Origin of the sequence: Speluncibacter jeojiensis (assembly GCF_029589495.1) — a bacterium.
In the GTDB taxonomy this organism is placed as follows: domain Bacteria; phylum Actinomycetota; class Actinomycetes; order Mycobacteriales; family Mycobacteriaceae; genus Speluncibacter; species Speluncibacter jeojiensis.
Window position 1 is genome coordinate 1214287 of record NZ_JAAIVF010000001.1, and the last position, 23476, is coordinate 1237762.

Here is a 23476-nt window from a genome sequence, read left to right on the forward strand (position 1 = left end):
TCCCGTATCCGCAAGGAGGAGTCGTGACCAGCACCCGGCCGCTGCGGCTCGTCGAAGGCGGCAACGCCTCGGCACCCTTCGCCGCGCCCACCACGGTCCGGCGACAGCAACTGCGCGGCGCCAGTGTGCAGTCCCGGGCACTCGACCGGACGCTGCGGGTCACCATCCGTCCCGTACTCGAAGCGTGGTCGCGCAGCACCGGATTGCGTTGGCCCACCGGGATCGTCGACCACGCCGGGCGGCTGTTGCCGGCGATCGACGGCACCCGCGTCACCCACGTGCGGCTCGATCACTGCGCGGCCGACTGGGTGCGCGGCCCGGGCGCCGGCGACGAGCGGGTCATCCTGTATCTGCACGGCGGAGCGTTCCTGTGCTGCGGACTGCACACCCACCGCCGCCTGGTCTCGCAGATCTCTGCCTCGGCGAAGGCGCCGGCGCTGATGGTCGACTACCGAATGTTCCCGCAGCACACCATCAGTGACGCGATCACCGACGGGATGGACGGGTACCGCTGGCTGCTGCGGCGCGGCTACCGGCCGAGCCAGATCATCGTGGCGGGCGACTCCGCGGGCGGATACCTGTCGTTCATGGTGCCGTTGGCGATTCGTGCCGCGGGCCTGCCGCGACCGGCCGCGGTGGTCGCCCTGTCGCCGCTGACCGAGCTCGATCCCCGGCACAAGCTCGAGCACCGCAATGCCCGCCGCTGCGCGCTGTTCCCCCGGCACGCGGTCCCCGCGCTGACCGCCCTGTCCGACCGGCTCGACGCCGATGCCGAGCGCACCCGCGGTCAGGCGCCACGGGCCTGCCCGGTCGACAGCGACCTGCGCGGCATGCCGCCGACACTGGTGCAGGCGGGATCACACGAGATGTTGCTGACCGACGCCGAGTTGATCGCCGAGCGTCTCGCGGAGGCCGGGGTGCCGACCGAACTGCAGGTCTGGGACCGGCAGGTGCATGTCTTCCAGGCCGCGTTCGACCTGGTGCCCGAGGGGCGCCGCGCGATCGAGGAGATCGCGCGGTTCATCCGGACCACGGTGCCCCCGCGGCTGTCCGCCGTCCGGTAGCCGCGCGCGCCGCCCGATCGGCACGGACTACCCGATCGGCACCGACAGCAACGAGAACCCGGTCGAGACCGGCGTGGGCACCCGGCGCCGGTTCGGCGAGCCGAGCGCCTTGCGCAGGTCGCCGCGGTCGTGTTCGGCGAGCAGGCCCGCGCCGTCCCACACCAGCAGCGCCGCACTGACCGTGTGCTCGACACTCGAGTGCGCCAGGTCGTAGTGCGCACATCCCGGAACGTCGTCGTAGGTGATCCACAGGTCGTACCCGGTCATGAACAGGTCCAGATCGAACTGCACGCTCAGGCCCAGCAATTCGCCCCGGCCGATGTCGTCGACGCCGGCGAAGGCCTCGTCCAGCGCCAGCAGCCGCGGCGAGTGCGAATCCGCCGACGACAGCATCACGTGCGCCGCCGCGAACAGCGGAAGGTGCAGCGAGACAGACTGCTCCCCGCCGGACAGCGCACTGTGCCGGGCCTGGGTGAGCCGGTCCTCGGTGCCGTCCGGCCCGATCAGGCTGAACGAGAACACCCGCCACCACCGGTAGTCGAGCACGTCCGCGAGGATCTCCGGGTACGACCGCTCCGGGTGCGCCGCGCGCTCATCGCGGATCCGGGCGGCGAAATGTGCGCGCACGGTCGACAGGTCCTCGGCGGTCAGGTCCGCCGACTCGCGGTCGAGCAGCTTGCACACCGTGCGCTGCCGCTCGTCGAGCCCGTCGGCGAGCACCCAGTGCACGCCGATCGTCGCACCGGAGGACATGTGCCGCAGGCGCATCTCGGCGCCCATCTGCGCGATGAGCTTGCGCGCCGCGGCGGTCCGCTCGTGGATCTGCTGGGCGAGCCCCGACAGCAGCGCGTCCTCGAGAATGCACCGTTCCGAATCGGTCAGCAGCAGTTCCTGATCGCCACGCGCGTCGGCGATCCGCCGGGCGAACTCGCCGATCGGGGAGAACCCGTGCTCGTCCTCGACCCGGACGACCATCACCCCGTCCGGCGAGTCCCACTCGAGCCGGTAGTCCTGTCCGGCGGCGGACAGCTGCACCTCCAGGTCGCCAAGAGCACCGGACAGCTTGCTGCGGATGGCCTTTCGCGCCGAGTCCGTGACCTTGACGGACTCGGTGGCCCGCTCCACGGCCCGGTGCAGGGCCAGCACCGCCGGCGGAAGCACCTCGAACGACTGCAGCGGTTCGGCGTCGGCGCCCGACGGATCGGCCTGCGCCGAGTGGTGGCGGCTCACCAGCACGTCCGGCTCCGTCCACACGGACACCCCGGTCGGCCAGCGGTGCTCGTCGGCGACGCCGAGGATCTCCAGCAGATCCCGGCGCGCGAACGGGGCCAGCTCGCGGGCGTCGGCCTGGGCCTCGACCACCGCGGTGCGCAACGACTCCTGCGCGCCGGCGCACTCGCCGCCGGCCTTGCCGACCAGTTCGACGGCCCGTTCCTTGGCGGCGTTCGCCTCGCGCACCGCGCGCTTGCCGGCCTCGATGCGGTCGCGGGTGGCGGCGATGTCGGCGTCGATCTGGTCCGCGTCGGCGCCGAGGGCCTCCCGCAGCCGCGCCAGTCCGTCCGCCTGCACCTGGTGCTCGGACTCGGCCTGCGCAGCCTCGACTGCGAATTCCTCTGCGTTCGTGCGCGCCTCGTCCACCCGACCGCGCGCCTCGACAGCACGCTCGAGCGCGGCAACCCGGTCCCGGCGGGTGCGCACGGTCTGCTCACCGACGGTCCGGAAGTGGTCGACGGCCGCGGCGAGCGACTCGAGGCCGGAACCGGTCTCGGGCGTGCGGCGCGCCACCGCCAGCGACTGCGCCTGCTTGCGCCGCGCACCGTGGTCGGCAAGGGCGCGGTCGTGTTCCTCGCGGGCCTGTTGGTCGGCGTCGACGCGGCTGTGCAGCGCGCCGGCGGTCTCGGCAAGCCGCCGCAGCGCCAGCACTATCGGCCCCACCTTCGGCAGTGCCTGTCCGGCCGCCTCGACAGCCGAAACCTCCTCCTGCTCTTGGTGGATCTGCCCGTCCAGGTTCTCGATCTGCCGCCCGACCTCGCCGATCGAGTCGCCGAGCTCGGCCAGCCGCAGACGTCGCCGCCGCGCACGCGCGGTGACGCCGATATACTCGGCGTGGGGCTTGTGGTGGGTTCCGGTCTGGACGCCCTGCCGGTAACGTCCGTCCACGCCGATGGCGGGCAGCGCCGAACCGGACGGGTCGGCGCCGCTCTCGCACAATGCGATCGACGCGAGCACCGCGCCCACGTACTCGGGGTCCACACCGGCGTCTTCCTCGGCCACCAGCACCCCGGCCAGCGTCGGGCCGTCCGGCCGGTCGGCCGGGGCCAGCGGCAGCAGGAACTGGTGCGATCCGGTCGTGACCGCGGCCACCTCCGGCATGGTGATCCATCCGTCGAGCAGGTTCGCGCCCTCCAGCGCCGCCTCGATCCCCGCCGCCCACACGTCGTCGACACCCTCGGCGAAGCGCACCAGCTGCCACAGCGGCGCGCCGGGCAGACCGGCGCGGTCGTCCGACCGCATCGCGAATGTCGTTGGCGCATCGTCGTGTTCGGCGGCAATCCGCTCACGGTCCGCACGCATGGCGTCTGCCTGCGCGCGCAGTTCGTCGCGTCGGCCGGACAGCACCGCGAGGCGGGCTCGGGCGGCGTGCAGGCCCGCGGCGACCTCGCCCGCGAACACCGCCGACGGCACGGGCGCGTCGGGATCACCGATCTGCGCCAGCCCGTCCTGCAGCAGACCGGGCAGATCGACGCCGTCCGCACACCCGTCGACCACCGCCTCGTGCCGCTGCCACCACGCGCTCAGCTGATCGTGGGCCGCGGTACGCGCCGCCGCCACCTGCTCCTCCGCGAGCGTGATCTCCTGCTTCGCGGATTCGAGCCGCTCCTGCGCGCGCTCCACCGACCGTTCGGTGCGCGCGCGGTCCGCAGCGGACGTGTCGACGGCGGTCAACGCCTCGCGCACCGTCCGCACGTCGCCGAGCCGCTGCTCGACGGCGCCGCGGACCCGCAGCAGCAGGTGCTCGTCGGATAGTTGCTCGTCGGACACCGCCCCGGCTGCATCGCCCGGGCCGGTCCCCCAGTCGATGCCCGCGTCGCGCGCCGCATCCGCCAGCGCGTGGGCCTGCGCGGCGATCGCCGCGGTCGCGGACTCGGCCGCCGCTTCCGCTCGTTCGGCCTCGTCGACCCGGCGCTCGAATCCCTCGCGGGCGGCGCCGGCCTGCTTCGTCGCACCGGCCGCGGCCTGCGCCAGCTTGCCGACCAGTTCGCTCAGCTTGTCGAGTTGCTGCTTGCCCTCGTAGGCGGCGCTGCCCTTGAGCACCTCCAACTCGGTGCGCCACTTCTCGAGCCGGCGCTCGGCCTCCTCGGCCTCCGTCTCGGCGCGTGACCGCTCCGCGTAGGCGGCCACCTGCGTCGCCGTCGACTGCTCGACCGCGCTCGCCGAGGTGCGCACCTGATCGAGCCGTCGACCGAGCCCGTCGGCGGCGTCCCGGGCGAGCACCTGCACGTAGCGCACGTAGTCGGCGAGGAAGGCCTGGGTGGCGCGGTCGGCGCGGCCGACACGTTCGAGGGTGCGGCTGACCTGCTCCATGTCACTGAACGAGCGGGCGGCCTCGACCAGCAGGTCGTCGTCGAGGGGGCGCAGGCCGTCGGTCAGCGCCCGCGACAACCCCTTGGGGTCGAGGTTCTTCGCCAGCTGGGGCCGGCGCAGCGTGAGGATCAGGTTGATCAGCTGTTCGTAGCGCTCGGCCCCCAGCCCGAACAGCCGCGCGTCGATCGCCGCCCGGTAGTCGGCCGGGCGCTCGACGATGGCGTCGGCACCGATCTGCTCCGCCAGCTGTTTCTTGGTCATCGGCCGGTCGTCGGGCGCGAGCAGCGAGAAGTCCACGCCCACACGCCCTTCGGCGACGAAGTACCATCGGGCGACGCGGTCGGTGTGCTTGGCCGCCCGCATGCCGATGCCGACGGTCACCGCCTCCGGGTCGTCCCGGGTGGCCCGGCAGAACTCCATCCACACGTAGGCGTGCTCGGAGTCCTGCCCGCGGTAGAGCAGGTTCGACTTCATGGTGCGTTCTTCGCCTGCGAACGGGTTCAGCCGCCGCGGTTCGATGCGGCCGTCGAGCACGAACGGGAACAGCACCTCGAGCCCCTTGGTCTTGCCGGACCCGTTGGGCCCGCGCAGCACCAGGCGGCCGTCCGCGAACGAGAACTCCTCGTCGCGGTAGTCCCACAGGTTCACGATTCCGGCCCGGGTCGGCTTGAAACGCTTCGCATCAGTGGCCGGCTGCGTCACCATCTGCCGATTCCTCTCGCATTCATCGTGATTCACGCATCGAACAGTCTCGACTGCCAGGAGTGGGAGCGCACCTGCACGACCACGTCGCGGTACCGGGCCAGCACCGGCAGCACCAGCACGCCCTCGTCGACGACCCGGACCATCCCGAGGCGCTCGAGCACGGCCAGCGACGCGCGTGCCAGCCCGCCGGGATCGGCGCGCCACTGGGCCGCGAAGGTGTGCCCGAACCGTTCGAGCATCCCGCGCATCACCTCGTCGATCCACGACGACTCGACCAGCGGCGCGGCGATCATGCGGTCCCGGGGCCCATCCGCAGTGGCAGCAGCTGCGCCCGGGACGGCGAACTCATCGACCAGACCGGCGCGCGGGATCGCCGCGTCGAGCTGTGCGGCGAGCACGGCGGAGACCGGTTCGGGCAGCGGCAGCCGCGGAGGTTCGGTCGCGTCGGGATCGAGCACCCGGTCGGCCAGTTCCCCTGCCAGCAGCAGCGCCACCTGCGCGACCGTGCCCGTGCTGGGGAACCGCTGGTCCGACATGCGGCCCGAATGATCTATCAGCGCAACACCTTCGGCGCGGCGTTCCGCAGGCATCCCGGTCAGCGCCACCACCTCGTCGACCACGTCGCCGGCGTGCAGGATCGCCGCGGCCTGCTCGTCGAGTTCGTCGTAGTAGACGACCGGGTTCTGCACCAGCAGCCGCCGCACCCGGCGCCGCCCGTCCTTCGCCGACTCCGACTTCCCGGTCTCCGCATTGCCCGGCCCCTGCTCACCGGACAGCAGGGCCCGCACCCCGGTGATGTGCTGCAGCACCCGGCCCGGCCGGAACAGCGCCGCGACGACCGCGCGGTCGATGTCGTACAGCGCCTCGCCGTCACCCGGGTCGGTGGCCCACCCGCCCGCGTCGCCGTCGGCCAACGAGATCGCCCCGCGTATCGCCAGCCAGCCGACCGCGTCGACGAACGCATCGCGGTCCGCCGCCCGGGCGGTGGACAGTTGCAGGCCGTCGATCCGCGACGCGTCCGCCGACACCTGATCGGCCAACTCGCTCAACGTGATCTGGGTGCTGCCGCGGCCCAGCGCAGCCAGCGCGAGGGCGAGATAGGCGTAGCGACGGCGGTCGAACACCCGCTCGGAGACCGCACGCGCGGGCCGGGTCGGGTCCAACCGGTCGATCACCGGGTACAGCCGGGCCGTCGTCTCGGTCACCTCGACGCGGTAGCCGCACAGCTCCAGCAGGTCCTCGCGCAGCTCCGTCGCCCAGCGACGTACCAGGGGCAATGCCAGCCGGTCCGGAAAGTTCTCGGTCACAAGATGATTGGCCAGCAGCACGCGGACCGCACGCTGGTACGACTCCCGCTCGAGGGCGGGCACCTCGCGCAGACTCACTGCACGCTCACCGCCAGCCGGTCCAGGTGCAGCAGCCCACGCGCCGTGCGGACGGTCGTCGACTCGGTGTGCGGTCGCAGCGTCAACCGCACACCGCTGTCGGAGCCGGTGGACTCGGCGGACCCCACCTGCGCCGACACCGGGACCCGCGCGGTCAGTGCCGCATTGAGCAGGCTCAGCAGCACCTCGGTCTCCTGTTCGTCGAGGACACGGTCGTCGACACCGCCCGCCGCGAGCGACTGCGCCGCCTGCTTGCGGGCCCGTTGCGCGGCCAGCTGCGCATCGCGCATGCGGCGCTGTCCGCCGTCGTTGCGCGCCACCCGCGCGGGGACCCCGGCGGACGGCGCCCGGCCGGTCTCCGCGAGAGTGCGAGAGATCGCGACCGGCGCTGCCTCCCACCAGGATCGGGTCGCCGGGATGATGTCGGCGTCGGGGTGCACGGTGCTCAGGTGGCGCGGTCGGCCGAGCCCGAACACCGTCTCGAACAGCGCGTGCGCCGACTCCTCGGTGGGGCTGTTGGCGAACCAGCCGGCGAGGTGGCGCAGCTGGCTCTCCCGGCTGACCCCGCCGCGCTTGGCCTCGGTGACCCGGCGCAGCAGCGTGAGCACCGCCGAGATCGCGGTCATCGTGCCCTCGCGCAAACGCTCGGTCTCGCTGGGTGTTTCGCCGTCCGCGGCGAACCAGTGCACCAGACCGGACCACCGTGCCCGCCAGTCCTCGACCCGTTCGGCGCGGGTGCGGAACAGGCGCTCGTCGGCGCCGGAGGCCGATTCGAGCAGCCGCTCGAGGCCGGTCCGCTCGACCGCGTCGATCGCCTCGGCCAGCCGCGGCGCGAACCGGGCCAGGTCGGAGCTGAACTCGCGCATGTGCGCGAGAAGCGCGTCCTTGTGGACGAGGAAGGTCTCGGGGGTGATGTCGGTCGTACGGACGAGGTCGCCGAGCATCAGGTAGAAGTGCGCGGCGCGGGTCGCCATCTCCGACAGCGCCGAGTCCAGCCGGGTCAGGCGTCGGTACACCTGCTCGGCGTCGCCGGCGAGGTTGGCGGCCGCCAGCGCCTCCAGGTCGGCGAGGAGTTCGGGCAGCACCAGCCGCGACAGCGAGGCATCGCCGGCGCCGCCGCCCAGCACGTCCTCGACCGCGCGGTACACCTGGTAGCCGCCCTGGCTGAACTGGTAGACGAAGTGCCGGTTGCGATACTCGGCCAGCGTGGCCGCGCGGGCGCCGTCATAGCTGCGTTCGAGCACACCCCACCCGTGCAACTGCTCGAGGAGCGCGGCGATGTCCGCGGTCGACAGGTGTGCGGGCGCCGCGCCGTGCACCCGGTCCAGGATCTCGGCGACCTCGCCGGCGTGCAGCAGCACCGCGTAGTTGGCACGCGCGTGGTCGAAGGCCCGCAGCACGGCCAGGTATTCGGCCCGATTGCGCGCGGTGGTGAAGGAGAACAGGCGCAGCCGCTCGTCCTGGACGGACGACTCGGACGCGGGCGTCCCGACGTCGGTTCCGGCTTCACTCACCGGACCAGGGTAGGGCACGACCTGCCCCGCGCCCGACCATCCGCTCGGCCGCGGCGATCAGGCCCGCATCCGCTCGCGCTGCGCCTCCCGCGCCAGCGCCCGATCGCGCGATTCCTCGAACCTCCGCGCCTTGGCCTCGAGGACGTCCACGAACGCGGCGAGGTCGTCGCGCAAGGCCTCGCCGCGGGGCGTGAAGTCGGTGCGGTCGAAGACCCGCCACTTGCGCAGCACCGGCAGCACCACGTCGTCGAGGTGCTGGCGCAGGTCGTACACGCCGTGCTTGGCGATCAGCACCGCGTTGCGCCGGAAGTCGGCCATCATCGCGCCGGGCATCTGGAAGTTCTTCACGACCGCCACGACCGCGGCGAGCGTCTGGTCGGGCGCGAGGTCCATCGCCGCGTCGACGATGTTCCGATAGAACATCATGTGCAGGTTCTCGTCGGCCGCGACGCGCGCCAGCATCCGGTCCGCGACCGGGTCGCCGCACTCCCTGCCGGTGTTGCGGTGCGAGACGCGGGTGGCGAGTTCCTGGAACGTCACATACGACACCGAGTGCAGCATCCCGTGATCCATCCCGGGATCGAAGCCGTTGGTCATGTGGGCCATCCGGGCATGCTCGAGCGCGACGGGGTCGACCCCGCGGGTGACGACGAGATAGTCGCGCATCACGATCGAGTGCTTGGCCTCCTCGGCGGTCCACCGTCCCACCCAGGTTCCCCAGGCACCGTCGAGCGAGAAGTTCGCGGCGATCTCCCGGTGATACGAGGGCAGGTTGTCCTCGGTGAGCAGGTTGGTGATCATCGCCGCCTTCGCGACGTCGCTCAGCGTCGACTGTTCGGGGTCCCAGTCGTCGCCGCCGAGCGCGGCGAAGTTGCGCCCGTCGTCCCACGGGACGAAGTCGTGCGGGTGCCACAGCTTGGCCATCGACAGGTGCCGGTCGACCTCGTCCTCGGCGACCTGTTCGAGCTCACCGAGCAGTTCCAGGTCGGTCAGTTCACGGGGCATCGGTCAGCATTCCTCTCACCCGCCGGAATCGGTTCGAGATGATCATCGACGGCGCGGTCGGCGAAACCGGGGGCCGAAGGTCCCGAATGCCGCGCCAGAGGTCACGGCGTGCGGTCCGCGGCAGACATCCGCACCGGCAGACCCGACAATGGACCGGTGGACACCACCGCGAGCTCACCGAACACCGGGCGGCCCGTCGCCGCGGACACCGAACGCCGGCCGCTGCGGGTCTTCCTCGTCGACGACCACGAGATCGTGCGCCGCGGGCTCGCCGACCTGCTCGGCAGCGAGCACGACCTGGAGATCGTCGGCGAGGCGCCCTCGGTGTCCGCCGCCATGGTGCGGATCCCGGCGACCCGCCCCGACGTCGCGGTCCTCGACGTGCGGCTCCCCGACGGGTCCGGCGTCGAGTTGTGCCGGGACCTGCGCGCGCAACTGCCCGACCTGCGGTGCCTGATGCTCACCTCCTTCGCCGACGACGAGGCGCTGTTCGACGCGGTGATGGCCGGCGCGTCGGGCTTCGTGCTCAAGCAGATCCTGGGATCCGACCTGGTCACCGCGGTGCGTACGGTCGGGTCGGGCCAGTCGCTGCTGGACAACCGGGCCGCGACCGCGCTGATGAACCGGCTGCGCGCCGAGCAGCGACAGGCCGACGGGGTGTCCGAGCTGACCACCCAGGAGCGCGCGGTCTTCGAGCTGATCGGTGAGGGCCTGACGAACCGGGAGATCGCCGAGCGGCTGTTCCTGGCGGAGAAGACGGTGAAGAACTACGTGACCCGGCTGCTGTCCAAGCTCGGGATGCGGCGACGCACCCAGGTGGCGGTGCTCGCCACCGAACTGCGCGCCAAACGCGGACGCTGAGCGCTCACGGTTCGCCGAGCGGCACCGTCCAGGCCAGCCGGGTGCCGCCCGACTCCGGACGCTCCACCTCGAAGTCGCCACCGTGCAGCCGTGCGCGCTGTTCCAGGTTCACCAATCCGCTGCGCGGCGCGGCGAGGTCGATGCCGATTCCGTTGTCGGACACGATGATCGACAGATGATCCGCCGCCGTGACGGCAATGGACACCTGGTCGGCACAGGAGTGCCGCAGCGCGTTGCTCACGCTCTCGCGCACGACCGCCTCCACGTGCGGGATCAGCTGCGGCGGCACCAGGGTGTCGACCGGGCCGAAGAACTCCACCTCCGGCAGCGTGCCGCCGAGCTCGCGGGCGGTGTCGAGCACGGTCCGGCGCAGGCCGTGCTCGCTGCTCGAGTGCAGATCGAAGATGGCCGTGCGGATCTGCCGCACGGTGCGGTCGAGCTGGCGGACCGCGCGGTTGACCTGTTCGACGAGTAGTTCGGCGCCGTCACCGTCCATCCGCTGGATCTGCGGCACCACGCTCTGCAGGGTCATGCCGGTGGCGAACAGGCTCTGGATCACGTGGTCGTGCAGGTCGCGGGCGATCCGGTCGCGTTCGGCGAGGACATCGAGTTCGCGGCGGCGGCACTGTTCGTCGGTGAAGGCCACCGCCACGCCCGCGACGTCCGCGAACGCGGTGAGCTGGCGCAGGTCGTCCTCGGACCAGCCGACCCGCCGGGACCGGCCGATGACCACCAGCACGCCCTGCGACCCCGACTCGGTCTCCGGGACGGCGAGCGGCAGCGCGATCACCGCGGCGGGCCCCTGATAGTCCGCCCAGCACGGTCCGAGCGTCGCCGGGTGCTCGACGATGCGCACCCGCCCACGCGCGGTGTCGTCCGCCAGAACCCGGTCCAGCCGGGTGCCGGCGGTGACCGGGCGGGCACGCTCGACGGTCGACGCCGCGGCCACCACGTCGCCGTCGATCACGACGAAGGCGTCGGTGCTCGGCGTCGAGTCGCAGACGTCGCGGACGAGCTGTTCCAAAGTGTCGGGCACGCTCGCGCCGCGGAGCAACCCGGCGTTCGCCGTCGACTGGGCGCTGAGCCAGCGTTGGCGCGCATGCAGCGACTCGTAGAGGCGGGAGTTGTCGATGGCGACGGCCGCAGCGCAGGCGAGCACCTTCAAGATGACCTCGTCCTCGGCGGAGAACTGGCTGCCGTCGACCTTCTCGGTGAGATAGATGCTGCCGAAGACCTCGCCGCGCACCAGGATCGGCACGCCCATGAACGTCTCCATCCGCGGGTGACCGGGCGGGTAGCCGATCGACGCGTGATGGGCCTCGACCTTCTCGATGCGCAGGGTCTCCGGCGAGTGCATCATCTCGCCGAGTACGCCGTGCCCGTATGGCAGCCGGCCCATGCCGGCGCGGGTCTCGTCGTCGATGCCGACGTAGACGAACTCGGAGAAGTCTCCGGTCGGCCCCCGCACGCCGAGCGCCCCGTACCGCGCGTCGACCAGGCCCGCAGCCGTCTCGACGATCCGCCGCAGCGTCGAATCGAGTTCGAGCCCGGAGCTGACGGTGAGGGTCGCCTCGAGCAGTTGGCGCAGCCGGTCCGGGTCTGCCCCGACCTTCAGGTTGGAGCGCACCTGCTGCAGCAGTTCGTCGATGGTGCTGTCCACGATCCCCGACACCTTTCCGCGCCCGGCCGGCCCTGTCGTGACCGACGATTGCAGTTCGAGTATCCCACTACGACCCCTACGTGACACTCGCCACACAACTGTTCGAAGTTTGCGACCAAAGTCCCTGTCGAACAGGGACTCTCGGCACAAGCCCGCTTGAGCAGCCGGCGAGCACAATTCGCTCATGTATGCCATCTCGCCCTCGCAGCGCGTGCTGCACCGCCCGGATCGGTGCCCGGCGTGACCACCGTCGCGGCCCGGCCGCCCGAACTGAACCGGCCCCACCCACCGACCCGCGGGCTGCGCGGCGCCGCGATCTACAAGATGATCACCACGACCGACCCCAAGGTCCTGGGCATGATGTACATGTTCACCGCCTTTGCGTTCTTCATGGTCGGCGGGCTGATGGCGCTGCTGATGCGCGCCGAACTGGCGCGGCCGGGCCAGCAGTTCCTGTCCAACGAGCAGTTCAACCAGCTGTTCACCATGCACGGCACGATCATGCTGCTGCTCTACGCGACCCCGATCGTGTTCGGATTCGCGAATTACGTTCTGCCGCTGCAGATCGGCGCGCCGGATGTGGCTTTCCCACGGTTGAACGCGTTGTCCTACTGGCTGTATCTGTTCGGCGGCCTGATCGCGTTGGGCGGCTTCATCACCCCCGGCGGGGCCGCCGACTTCGGCTGGTTCGCCTACACCCCGCTGTCGAACTCGTTGCACTCGCCGGGATCGGGCGCCGACCTGTGGATCCTGGGCCTGGCGATCGGCGGCTTGGGCACCATCCTGGGTGCGGTCAACATGGTCACCACCGTCGTGTGCCTGCGCTGCCCGGGCATGACGATGTTCCGGATGTCGATCTTCACCTGGAACATCTTCGTGACCAGCATGCTGATCCTGCTGGTGTTCCCGGTGCTCACGGCGGCGCTGGTCGCGCTGGAGATGGATCGCAGGTTCGGCTCGCACGTCTACGACCCGGCCAACGGCGGCGTGATCTTGTATCAGCACCTGTTCTGGTTCTTCGGTCATCCCGAGGTGTACATCATCGCGATCCCGTTCTTCGGCATCGTCTCGGAGATCTTCCCGGTGTTCTCCCGCAAGCCGGTGTTCGGCTACAAGGGCCTGGTGTACGCGACCATCTCGATCGCCGCGCTGTCGATGGCCGTCTGGGCGCACCACATGTACGCGACCGGCGCGGTGCTGCTGCCGTTCTTCAGCTTCATGACGATGCTGATCGCGATCCCGACCGGCATCAAGTTCTTCAACTGGATAGGCACCATGTGGAAGGGCCACTTGACCTTCGAGACGCCGATGCTGTTCTCGGTGGGCTTCATCGTCACCTTCCTCATCGGCGGTCTGACCGGTGTGCTGCTGGCCAGTCCCGTGATCGACTTCCACGTCAGTGACACCTATTTCGTGGTCGCCCACTTCCACTACGTCCTGTTCGGCACCATCGTGTTCGCCACCTACGCCGGCATCTACTTCTGGTTCCCGAAGATGACCGGACGCATGCTCGACGAGAAACTCGGCAAGTGGCACTTCTGGACCACGTTCATCGGCTTCCACGGCACGTTCCTGGTCCAGCACTGGCTGGGCAACGAGGGCATGCCGCGGCGCTACGTCGACTACTTACCCACGGACGGATTCACCACACTCAACACCGTTTCGACGATCTTCTCCTTCGTCCTGGGCGCGTCGACGCTGCCGTTCGTGTGGAACGTCTTCAAGAGCTTCCGATACGGAACGGTGGTCACCGTGGACGACCCCTGGGGCTACGGCAACTCCTTGGAGTGGGCCACCAGTTGCCCGCCGCCGCGGCACAACTTCACCGAGCTGCCACGCATCCGCTCCGAGCGTCCGGCGTTCGAGCTGCACTACCCGTACATGGTCGAGCGCATGCGCGAGGAGCTGCATGTCGGCAAGGGGCATCAGGAGAAGGTGTCCGTGCGGTCCTGACCCGGGGCACACTTTCGGGCCGGCTCTCTCATGAGGGAGCCGGCCACGAGTGTTCGTGGGGTCCGGACACAGAGCGAAGGCGCGGACCGATTGTTCGGTCCGCGCCTTCGCTTCACAGTTGGCGCAAGTTGAAAGAGTCCGTCCGATAGCCGATCCTCCCTTCCCGCTGCTATTTTCGTACTTCCAAGCGTAGGATCGCGCGACGATTGCCGGAAGGGACCGTGGGCCTGCTCCTCATGGACCAAAGTCCCTGCTCCAGAAGTACACCCGAACCACAGCCGCGGTCAGAACGGTGGCGGATCGTCGTCCTGATCCAGTGTGTCTACAGGCTGCGACGGTATCGGCGGGCCGATGTGGCGAAGTTGTTCGGGCCGTTCGATGATGGCGTCGCCTGTGTACCGCATACCCGCAGCGTCGTTCCGACCCGCAACACCCTGCGCCGCGTCGCCTTCCCCCATGGAAGCCGACTCCGCGAGCCGCTCGGCAACGGTGCGCAGTCCGGCGGGCAGGCTGATCACCTGCTGTCCGCCGTCCGACGTCCAGCACTCCGCGTTACCGGCGAGCACGGTGACCGTCCACAGTCCCCACGTCTTCAAGTCGTGGTGAAATTTGCACAGACAGTGCAGGTTCGCGTAGATCGTCCACCCACCCTGTCGCGGGCTGCCGTGGTCGAACGGCACGATGTGGTCGATCTCGCACCGCCGTGCGGGCACGGTGCAGCCGGGGTGTCGGCAGGCGCCGTCCCGTCTTCGCACCTGACGCGACAGTTCCGCGCAGGGACGATAGGTCAGCGCACCGGGAGGCGGATCGCCGTGGCCGCCATGACCGTCCGGATACACCCCGCACCTCAGTCGAGGGTCAGCAGCCAGGGCGACCTCGATTGCGGCGATGATCGCGCCGTCTCCGTACACCGGCCCGAGTCGACGACCACCGGGGTACAACGGTCCGTAGTGCAGTGGTCTCGGCGCAGGACAGGCCCTTCCGGCCAGTGGAGCGGAGCCGAGTGCAGATTCCGCAGCACGCCCCCTCTCTGCGCCCGCACCGGAACCGCCCTCATCGCCCGCGCTGCCACCACCGCCGTCACCCTCACCTGCGGTGGTCTCGCCGGCGTTCTCCGGTCGGCTGAGGAATTCTTGGTAGCAGCGCTCGATGTAGTCCTCGTACTCCTCGTCGTAGGGCTCGTCGGCCGGCGCCGGCTCGTCCGCCTCGGCGTCCACGCCGGCCTGGTCGAACTCCGGGTCGGCCTCCACTCCCTCCGAACCACCTGCCCCCGCACCTGCTTCTGTGCCCTCGGGCACTCCGTGAGTGCCGATCCACTGCTGCGCCAACCGGCGAGATTCGGCGATGAACGGCTGCCAGGTCGCGTCTTGGGAGAGCAGCCGAACCACCTCCGGCGAAATGGGCCCGTACCCGGCGAGCACGGCGGGATGATCGGCCAACGCAAGCAGCGTGGCCATGTCGATGTTCACGATCACGTGCGGCTTACGCCGTGCAGGAACGGTCGCCTGGTCCGCAACCGGGCAGGCCTGACCACGACTGCATCGGCAGCCGAGGAACTGTTCCTGATTCAACAGTGCCACAAAGGCATCGACGCGACGCTCCTGCTTGTCGCGTGGATCGGCCGCACACACCGTGTCGGCGACTTCGTCGATCATGTGCTCGACCGCGACGGCCTCTTCGCCCGTCAAATATGCCTCCAGCCAAGCCATACCGAACGCCGACGTCCGCGTCGTCACCCGACGATTGCCCGCCGCCGAACGCCGACGGCCGCGGGCTCCCTCGGGGTCGACCTCGATCAGCAATCGCTCGATCTCCGATGCGAGTTTGCCCGGCGGGAGCCGGAGGGCCGCGGCGACCGCCTGCTCCTCGATCGCTTCGATGGTTTCCGGATCCACCCCACGGGTGGACCGCCATATTGTCTCGGCGCGTCGATGATCGATGTCGCCTGAGTGGAACGCGCTGCGCGTCAACGGAAGCCGAGAGGACAAGGCCGCACCGAAGTCGATGTACTTGCGGGCGATCCGCGCCGAACAGGTCAAGGCGGCGGCCACCTCCGAGATCGCAAACCTCTCGGCGCGGTCGACGTCGAGGCCCGCCATTCGCCGGGTCTTGACAATCGTGCCGGCCCAGGCATGCGTCGCCAGGATCCGCGACGCGTGCGCCCGGTTCTCCAGCCGCTCCGATTCGAGCAACCGGTCCCGAAGGTCGGAGACCATGAGTGAGCTCAACGACTTCTCGATCACAGTGAGAGTTCGCATCTCGCTCATACGTTCGATACTACCACGACTGCGCCTGAGCGGCAATGACTTTCCACGCTGCGATTGGTCAGGTGACGGTTCCGGCCAGGATCGCCTCGATACCCGCGCGGAACCGTTGGTCGCGACGGCCACCGAGGATGGCGAAGGAAGGCAGCGTGATCGCCTGCAAGATGGTGCGCATCGTCGCACCGAAAACTGCGGTTGCGGCGAAGGGAGAGTAGGAGCCGGCGACGATACGGCCACCGTCCCGGAAGAGGAGCATTGCCGCGCGCATTCGCAGGCAGCAGGTGATCACCTAATCCACAGTGGTTGCGGCGGTGTCGATGTCGGACAGATCGATCGTGGCGTAGCCAGCGTCGGCCATCGCACGACGCGAGTCACGTTGATTCCGAAAGTGCTTGTAGAGCGCACCGGGAGTGACGCCGGCAGCACCCGCCGGTCGCGGTACTCGCGCTCGCCTGCGGGGCGCAGCTGATGGTGGTCCTGGACGGGCTGGTCGTGAACGTGGCCCTGCCGCAGATGCGCCTCGACCTGGGAATGACTTCGTCGGCGCTGCAGTGGGTCGTCAACGGCTACCTGGTCACGTTCGGCGGACTGTTGTTGTTGGCGGCCCGCGCCGCCGACCTCGTCGGTCACCGGCGGATCTTCCTCGCGTGCGTCGCGGCGTTCGGCCTCGCCGGCCTCGCCGGCGGTCTCACCCGCGATCCGACGATGCTGATCGCAGCGCGCCTGGTACAGGGCGCCGGGGCCGCCGCGCTGGCGCCGAGCCTGATGCCGCACGCGCGCCCTGGCCACCACCGGCATCGCCGCCGAACATGCCGGCCTGGCCTCGGGACTCGTCAACACCGCTCGCGGCACCAATGGCGCGGTCGGGCCGGCGGCCTTGGCCACCCTTGCCGCGGCGGCGACCTCCCACTCGGGCGATGCGGACACACTCGAGCGCGTCACGGACGGCGACAGCACTGCTTTCGTCGCCTCAGGCGTCGTCGCTCTGCTCGTGGCAGTCCTCGGGGGCCTGGCCCACGTGGGCCACCCCGCACACTCGTAGCCGTAACCAGGGATCCAGACGTTGTCGCGAAAAGGACTACGTCTCAGCAGAACCGGTGAACTCGAACCGAGAAGCCATGGCCCGCTACCGGAGCACGTCAAGTGCAAGCCGCGCCGCCGACGCCGACGCCGACGCCGCCGAAACTGCACTGAAATGCGCGGCCTCGCCACCGCGGTACCGACGAACGCCTGGGTGATGTGATCCACGCTGCCGCCGAAGTACAACGCGACGAAACCCGCGCGTCATGCCGGCAAGCCACCTCCAAAACGAACGTCCAACAGATACTTTCGCCGCACCTCTGGCTCCGACCCCGAGTCGGGCGGGTGCCCCTAATCTGCCCCTAATACCGGCCGGCCGACTTTTCACGACGGCACCGCATCCGCTAGAAATGAATCCAGACGCCGCCGGCTCCCCCGACACCGGCGGCGTCGCCTACTTCTCCCGCTCCCTGCGGTCGCGGTCCCGGCTCGGCTGGACCCGCTTCGGTTCGCCCGGCATCTTCGGATACTGCGGCGGGTACGGCATGTCGCCGAGTCCCGCCGTCTCGTCCCGGCCCGACATCTCCAGCAGCACGTCCAGCGAGTGCGCGACCGCGTCGATGTCCGCCATCGGATCGCCGCGGCGCCCGACCAGTTCCGGCACGGTCGCGATGGTGAAGTCGTCGGGCTCCACATCGGGCAACTCGGCCCAGGTGACCGGCGTGGACACCGTAGCCGACGGTGTCTTGCGCACCGAATACGCGGACGCGATGGTCTTGTCGCGGGCGGTCTGGTTGAAGTCGACGAAGATGCGCTCGCCGCGCTCCTCCTTCCACCATGCGGTGGTGACCAGATCCGGCCCCCGCCGTTCGATCTCCCGCGCGAGCGCGATCGCGCTGCGCCGCACCTCGACGAAGTCCCACCGCGGCTCGATCCGGACGTACACGTGGATTCCACGCCCGCCCGAGGTCTTCGGATACCCGACCAGCCCCAACTCGTCGAGCAGCGGCCGCACGATCTCCAACGCCACCGCGCGCGCCTGGGCGAAACCTGTCCCCGGCTGCGGGTCCAGGTCGATGCGCAGCTCGTCAGGACGGTCTGTGTCCACACACCGCACCGGCCACGGATGGAAGGTCACGTTGCCCATCTGCGCCGCCCACACGACGTCGGCGGGATGACGCACCCGCAGCGCGTCCGCGGTACGCCCGTTGGGGTTGGTCACCCGGCAGGTGCCGATGTGCTCGGGGCGCTTGGCCGGCACCCGCTTCTGATAGATCTCCTCGCCCTCGATGCCGTCCGGGAAGCGCTGCAGGTGCGTGGGGCGGTCCCGGAGCGCCGTCATGATCCCGCCACCCTCGAGCGTGGCGATGGCGCGGTAGTAGTCGACGAGGTGCCGCTTGGTGCCGCCGGCACTGCCCAGCTTCGGGAAGTAGATCTTGTCCGGGCTCGACAACCGCACCTCGATGCCGTCGACGTCCAGCAGTTCGGCCGGCGCCTTGGCTGCCATCAGGAGCCTCCGGCGAGAACGTCGGTCAGGTCGTAGCGCATCGGGACCTCCAGTTGGTCATAGGTGCACTGGCGTGGTTCACGGTCGGGACGCCATCGCAGGAAGCGTCCGGCGTGTCGCAGCCGCGCGCCTTCCATCTGGTCGTATCCGATCTCCACCACCCGTTCGGGCCGCAGCGGGATCCACGACCGGTCCACTCCCGACCGCCACCGGGTCGGCTCGCCCTCCTGGGCGTCCTCGCCGGTGCGCAGTGGTTGCAGTTCCTCGAGCAGTTCCACGCGGCGCTTGTCGGTGAACGCCGAGGCGCCACCGATCATCTGCAGCTCGTCGCCTCGGTACAGCCCCAGCAGCAGCGACCCGACGCCCGGCTTGCTCTTGTGCACCCGGTACCCGACAAGCACGCAGTCGGCAGTGCGAGAGTGCTTGAGCTTGACCATCTCCCGCTTGTTCGGCAGGTACCTGCCGTCGAGCCGCTTGGCGACCACACCGTCCAGGCCGGCGCCCTCGAAGGTCTCGAACCAGTGCACGGCGACCGCGGCGTCGTCGGTCGCCGCGGTGACCTGGCACGCCGGTCCCCCGCCGACCTCGGCGAGCAACCGGTCGCGACGCGCCTCGAACGCGGCGCCCATGAGATCCTCGTCGCCGAGACAGAGCAGATCGAACGCGATGAACTGCGATGGCGTCTGCTCGGCCAGCAACCGGACCCTGCTGTCGGCAGGGTGGATCCGCTCCGACAGCGCCTCCCAGTCCAGCCGCCTGCGGCCGTCGATCACCCGCGGGACGACCAACTCGCCGTCGACGACACACCGCGGCGGTAACTCACGCAGCACCGACTGCACCATCTCGGGGAAGTACCGGGCCAGGTCCCTGCCGCCCCGCGAGCCGAGCACCACCTCGTCGCCGTCGCGGAAGATGATGGCACGAAAGCCATCCCACTTCGGCTCGTACAACCAGGCCCGCGGCCCGTCGGACGGCTGCGACGGCACGGTGGTGGCAGCCTTGGCGAGCATCGGCTGCAACGGCGGCATGATGGGCAGCTGCACGAGTCTCATCCTGACCTACCCGGGCACGTTTCGCGAGCGTTCCGGGCGGGCCGCCGGGACCGGTTCTCAGAGCCAGCCGCGGCGCTTGAACACCGTGTAGAGCACCACGCAGGTCAGTGCCATGAGCATCAACGCCATCGGATAGCCCCCGGCCCAGTGCAACTCGGGCATCTCGTCGAAGTTCATCCCGTACACCGTGCCGATCAGCGTGGGCGCGAACAGGATCGCCGCCCACGCCGAGACCTTCTTGATCTCCTCGTTCTGCGCATAGCTGGCCTGGGTCTGCTCCTGCGAGACGAGCGTGGCGTTGACGGTCAGGATGTTGCCGAGCAGTTCCCGGAACCCGTCGGCCCGTTCGACGACGGTGGTGGCGTGGTCGGCGACGTCGCGTAGATACTTCTGCAGTTCCTCGTCGGTGCGGTACTTGACGAACCCCGAGGACAGTTGGCGCAGCAGGCCCAGCAGCGGTTTCGTGGCGCGCTGGAACTCGATGACCTCGCGGGTCAGCTCGTAGATGCGCCGGGAGACCTTCGGGTCGCCGCCGAAGACCTCGGTCTCGATCTCGTCGATGTCGTTCTGCAGGCCCGCCAGCACCGGCGAATAGCCGTCGACGACGGCGTCGAGGATCGCGTACAGCACCGCCTCGGGTCCGAGGCGCAGCAGGTCGGGGGTGTTCTCCATGCGGGTGCGCACCTTCGACAGGTCAGGCGACTCGCTGTGCCGGACCGTCAACACGAAGGTGGGACCGCAGAAGACGTGCAACTCGCCGAAGTCGACCCGCTCGGTCTCGTCCACGTAACGCGCGGCGCGCAGCACCACGAACAGCGTCTCGCCGTAGCGTTCGAGCTTGGGCCGCTGATGCGCGAGGATCGCGTCCTCTACTGCCAGTTCGTGCAGGTCGAACTGGCGGGCGGCGGCGAACAGTTGCTCGGGCGTCGGCCGGTACAGACCGATCCATGCCATCGACGACTCGTCGGGCAGGCTCTTGAGAGCCTCGACGAGGGTCGGCGGGGACAGGATGCGGTGACCGTCCCGGTACACCGCGCTGTCGACCATGCTGGCCTCGACCCCGGCCGCACCGCCGTGCCCGTCGACGCTCACGGCACCGACAACCAGAACTCGAGCTGCTCGATCCCGCTGTCGAGTATTTCGCACAGCACCCGGACCCGCTCGGCCGCGCCCGGCGCGGACAGCACCCGCTGACGGTCCGAATCGCCCATAGGCAGCTCGCGCGCGAGCTGGAGCAGCTTGGCGCCCGGCTCGCCCCACAGGTCCACCGTCGTCGGCATGATCGGCGCCGAGGTGGAGCGCTTGAAGGCGAGCTCGTCCATCCTGTCGTCGAGGAGGCGCAGTTTGAACTCGAGCGCCATCAGGTCCTCCGGGCTGACTCCCCCGGTCGGCTGGTCCGGCCAGCCCTCCACGAGCGCCCGCGGATACGGGTCGTCGTCGAGCCAGCTACGCACCCGGATCCGTTCACACACGACCGCGTCGAGCGTGAGGCGGCCGCAGGAATGCTTGCGGGTCGAGCAGATCTCGACGATCGTCCCGATGTCGGTGCGGACCTCGCCACCCCCGACCTCGCTGCCCCGTTCGATCAGCACCACGCCGAAACGCGGACGCTCGGACCAGGCGTCGAGGCAGTCCTGCACCAGGGCGTGGAAGCGTGGCTCGAACACGTTGAGGGTCAGACCCTCGTCGGGCAGCGCGGTGCGCTCGAGCGGGAACATCGGCAACGGGTCGGCCGGCACCGGCAGCGGGAAACTCATGGCAGCCGCAACCGCGGAACCGGCGGCGGCGCCGACCGCTCGTCACCGAGTTCGCGAACCAGATGCTGCGCCCAGGCCCGCAGACCCGCGACGTCCAGGGCGTGCGGCGGGCGGTCCTCATAGGAGCCGAGCAACTCCGCGCCGCGCGTCAGCGAGTCGGCCGCCGACGCGCGATTGCCGCTCGTCGCGGCGTCCCAGCCCAGCAGCAGGCGGGTCAGCCCCTCCCACAATTCGAGTTCCTCCGCGGGCACGTCCCGCCAGGTCCGTTCGAGCAAACGCTGCGCCGGCTTCGCCTCGCCGTGGTCGAGCAGGCGCTGCACCTCGGTGATCGTCGCCGCGAGCTCGAGCGGCGGATCCTCACGCACATCGGCCATGAACTCAATCTAGCCGTCACCCCCGACACCCGTCGGCCGGACGCACGAGCGTCGCCGATGTGACCGGCCCCGCCGCGCCGGTAGCATCCGCACCAGCCCCGGGCCGTCCCGGCCAGATCGGGGCGCGTCGTCGGAGAGGGCGGGACGGGCATGGACAGCAGGCTCACCGAACTGGTCGGGCTGCTGCCCGACCACAGTGTGCTCACCGAACCGGACATGACGGCCGGCTACCGGCAGGACTGGGCGAAGGACCCGTCCGCCGGCACCCCGCTGGCGGTGGTCCGCGCGACCTGCACCGAGGACGTCCAGGCCACCCTGCGCTGGGCGAGTACGCACCGGGTGCCGGTGGTCCCGCGCGGGGCGGGGTCGGGACTGTCCGGCGGCGCCACCGCCGTCGACGGCGGCATCGTGCTCACCACCGAACGCATGCGCGCGATCACCGTGGATCCGGTCACGCACACCGCGGTGGTCCAGCCCGGACTGCTCAACGCCGAGGTCAAGGCCGCGGTCGCCGAGCACGGCCTCTGGTATCCGCCGGACCCGTCGTCGTTCGAGATCTGTTCGATCGGCGGCAACATCGCCACCAACGCGGGCGGGCTGTGCTGCGTCAAGTACGGCGTCACCACCGACTACGTGCTCGGCATGCAGGTGGTGCTCGCCGACGGCACCGCGGTCCGGCTCGGCGGGCCTCGACTGAAAGACGTTGCGGGACTGTCGTTGACGAAGCTGTTCGTCGGCAGCGAGGGCACCCTCGGCGTGGTCACCGAGGTGACGCTACGGCTGATCCCCGCGCAATCCGCCTGCGCCACACTGGTGGCCACGTTCGACTCGCTCGCCGACGCCACCGGTGCCGTGCTCGGCATCACCCAGAAGATGCGCCCGGCCATGCTCGAGTTCATGGACCACACCTCGATAGGCGCGGTCGAGGACGCGACCCGCATGGGCCTGGACCGCTCGGCCCAGGCCATGCTGATCGCGCGGTCCGACGCCCCCGGCGAGCATGCGGGCCACGAGATCCTCGAGATGGGCGACATCTGCCGCTCGAACAACGCCACCGAGGTGTTCAGCACCGACGACGTCGACGAGGGCGAGGCGTTCTGCGCCGCCCGACGCATGGCGTTCGATGCGGTAGGGCGCCTCGGCAGCCTGCTCCTCGAGGACGTCGGAGCGCCCCTGACGCAACTACCCGCGCTGGTCGACGGGATCGCGCAGATCGCCGAGCGTCGGGATGTCACCATCGCGGTGGTCGCCCACGCCGGCGACGGCAACACCCACCCGCTGATCGTCTTCGACCCCGACGACGCGGAGTTGACCGAGCGCGCCCACCTGGCGTTCGGCGAGGTGATGGACCTGGCCATCACGCTCGGCGGCACCATCACCGGTGAGCACGGCGTCGGCCGGCTCAAGAAGGCGTGGCTGCCGGACTATCTGGGACCGGATGTGCTGGAGCTGAATAGGCGGATCAAGGCGGCGCTGGATCCGGAGGGGATCCTCAACCCGGGCGCCGTGCTGTGATGCCCGGGTGAGGGCGGGCAGAGCCTAGTCGTCGACGGCCAGGGCGAATTCCGGGGCGGCGACGTCGTCGTCGATCAGTCCGAGCATCTCGAGCAGGACCCGACAGTCCGGCGTGTCGACGGAATGCGCCGCCACCACCTGCTGCGCGCGCAGATACGTGCGCAGATCCATCTTCCGGTGGGTGGCGAGCGTCTCTTGACTCATGTCCCGCATCTGCGTGACCTCCTGGAGGACGGCGACAGCGCCGTCCGTGCG

Annotated in this window: 18 protein-coding genes; 5 read left to right on the plus strand and 13 right to left on the minus strand. The window is 70.0% G+C overall.

Annotation, left to right across the window (positions count from 1 at the left end; translation table 11 throughout):
- Nucleotides 1–23 precede the first annotated feature (23 nt).
- A complete protein-coding gene (locus G4X40_RS05265) occupies nucleotides 24–1064 on the plus strand; it encodes an alpha/beta hydrolase (RefSeq protein ID WP_277830637.1) in 1041 nt (346 codons plus the stop codon).
- A gap of 27 nt (nucleotides 1065–1091) precedes the next feature.
- Here G4X40_RS05265 and G4X40_RS05270 read toward each other — a convergent pair whose 3' ends face one another.
- From G4X40_RS05270 to G4X40_RS05285, 4 genes are all read right to left on the minus strand, one after another.
- The gene (locus tag G4X40_RS05270; RefSeq protein WP_277830639.1) at nucleotides 1092–5354 is read right to left on the minus strand and encodes a TIGR02680 family protein; all 4263 of its coding nucleotides are present in this window, start codon (nucleotides 5352–5354) and stop codon (nucleotides 1092–1094) included.
- 29 nt (nucleotides 5355–5383) lie between these two features.
- The gene (locus tag G4X40_RS05275) at nucleotides 5384–6739 is read right to left on the minus strand and encodes a TIGR02678 family protein (RefSeq protein ID WP_277830640.1); all 1356 of its coding nucleotides are present in this window, start codon (nucleotides 6737–6739) and stop codon (nucleotides 5384–5386) included.
- Nucleotides 6736–8190, minus strand: a complete 1455-nt coding sequence (locus G4X40_RS05280) for a TIGR02677 family protein (protein ID WP_332520713.1) — start codon at nucleotides 8188–8190, stop codon at nucleotides 6736–6738. The genes G4X40_RS05275 and G4X40_RS05280 overlap by 4 nt, the downstream gene beginning before the upstream one ends.
- Before the next feature lie 120 nt (nucleotides 8191–8310).
- The gene (locus G4X40_RS05285) at nucleotides 8311–9258 is read right to left on the minus strand and encodes an acyl-ACP desaturase (protein WP_277830643.1); all 948 of its coding nucleotides are present in this window, start codon (nucleotides 9256–9258) and stop codon (nucleotides 8311–8313) included.
- 222 nt (nucleotides 9259–9480) lie between these two features.
- On the opposite strand from G4X40_RS05285, the gene G4X40_RS05290 reads away from it, so the two are divergent.
- Nucleotides 9481–10119 (plus strand): response regulator transcription factor, encoded by a 639-nt coding sequence (locus G4X40_RS05290; RefSeq protein WP_277831299.1) that lies wholly within the window; start codon nucleotides 9481–9483, stop codon nucleotides 10117–10119.
- Between the two features lie 4 nt (nucleotides 10120–10123).
- Here G4X40_RS05290 and G4X40_RS05295 read toward each other — a convergent pair whose 3' ends face one another.
- Nucleotides 10124–11779, minus strand: coding sequence for a sensor histidine kinase (locus G4X40_RS05295; RefSeq protein ID WP_277830646.1), 1656 nt, complete (start codon nucleotides 11777–11779; stop codon nucleotides 10124–10126).
- Nucleotides 11780–12019: 240 nt separating this feature from the next.
- On the opposite strand from G4X40_RS05295, the gene ctaD reads away from it, so the two are divergent.
- Complete coding sequence (gene ctaD / locus G4X40_RS05300) at nucleotides 12020–13732, plus strand: aa3-type cytochrome oxidase subunit I (protein WP_277830647.1); 1713 nt, start codon at nucleotides 12020–12022, stop codon at nucleotides 13730–13732.
- A gap of 284 nt (nucleotides 13733–14016) precedes the next feature.
- On the opposite strand, the gene G4X40_RS05305 is transcribed toward ctaD, so the two are convergent.
- Both G4X40_RS05305 and G4X40_RS05310 read right to left on the minus strand, forming a co-directional pair.
- Entirely contained in the window at nucleotides 14017–15999 is a 1983-nt protein-coding gene (locus tag G4X40_RS05305; RefSeq protein WP_277830648.1) for an HNH endonuclease signature motif containing protein, read from the minus strand.
- A 58-nt stretch (nucleotides 16000–16057) separates the two neighbouring features.
- Nucleotides 16058–16285, minus strand: a complete 228-nt coding sequence (locus tag G4X40_RS05310; protein WP_277830650.1) for a hypothetical protein — start codon at nucleotides 16283–16285, stop codon at nucleotides 16058–16060.
- A gap of 224 nt (nucleotides 16286–16509) precedes the next feature.
- Between G4X40_RS05310 and G4X40_RS22920 the strand changes: the two genes are divergently transcribed.
- Nucleotides 16510–17097: an MFS transporter gene (locus G4X40_RS22920; protein WP_408642140.1), complete on the plus strand. Its 588-nt coding sequence runs from the start codon at nucleotides 16510–16512 to the stop codon at nucleotides 17095–17097.
- 373 nt (nucleotides 17098–17470) lie between these two features.
- Here the strand turns inward: G4X40_RS22920 and G4X40_RS05320 are convergent, their stop codons facing one another.
- The 5 genes from G4X40_RS05320 to G4X40_RS05340 form a co-directional block, all read right to left on the minus strand.
- Complete coding sequence (locus tag G4X40_RS05320) at nucleotides 17471–18523, minus strand: DNA polymerase domain-containing protein (RefSeq protein WP_277830653.1); 1053 nt, start codon at nucleotides 18521–18523, stop codon at nucleotides 17471–17473.
- Nucleotides 18523–19566, minus strand: a complete 1044-nt coding sequence (locus G4X40_RS05325; protein ID WP_277830654.1) for an ATP-dependent DNA ligase — start codon at nucleotides 19564–19566, stop codon at nucleotides 18523–18525. The genes G4X40_RS05320 and G4X40_RS05325 overlap by 1 nt, the downstream gene beginning before the upstream one ends.
- Nucleotides 19567–19632: 66 nt before the next feature.
- Nucleotides 19633–20622, minus strand: coding sequence for a magnesium and cobalt transport protein CorA (locus G4X40_RS05330; RefSeq protein ID WP_277831300.1), 990 nt, complete (start codon nucleotides 20620–20622; stop codon nucleotides 19633–19635).
- A 41-nt stretch (nucleotides 20623–20663) separates the two neighbouring features.
- Nucleotides 20664–21332, minus strand: a complete 669-nt coding sequence (locus G4X40_RS05335) for an LON peptidase substrate-binding domain-containing protein (RefSeq protein WP_277830655.1) — start codon at nucleotides 21330–21332, stop codon at nucleotides 20664–20666.
- The gene (locus tag G4X40_RS05340) at nucleotides 21329–21706 is read right to left on the minus strand and encodes a DUF309 domain-containing protein (protein ID WP_277830658.1); all 378 of its coding nucleotides are present in this window, start codon (nucleotides 21704–21706) and stop codon (nucleotides 21329–21331) included. Before G4X40_RS05340 ends, G4X40_RS05335 begins: the two co-directional genes overlap by 4 nt.
- Nucleotides 21707–21856: 150 nt before the next feature.
- Between G4X40_RS05340 and G4X40_RS05345 the strand changes: the two genes are divergently transcribed.
- Entirely contained in the window at nucleotides 21857–23221 is a 1365-nt protein-coding gene (locus G4X40_RS05345) for an FAD-binding oxidoreductase (protein ID WP_277830659.1), read from the plus strand.
- Nucleotides 23222–23245: 24 nt separating this feature from the next.
- On the opposite strand, the gene G4X40_RS05350 is transcribed toward G4X40_RS05345, so the two are convergent.
- Complete coding sequence (locus G4X40_RS05350) at nucleotides 23246–23425, minus strand: hypothetical protein (protein WP_277830660.1); 180 nt, start codon at nucleotides 23423–23425, stop codon at nucleotides 23246–23248.
- Nucleotides 23426–23476 lie beyond the last annotated feature (51 nt).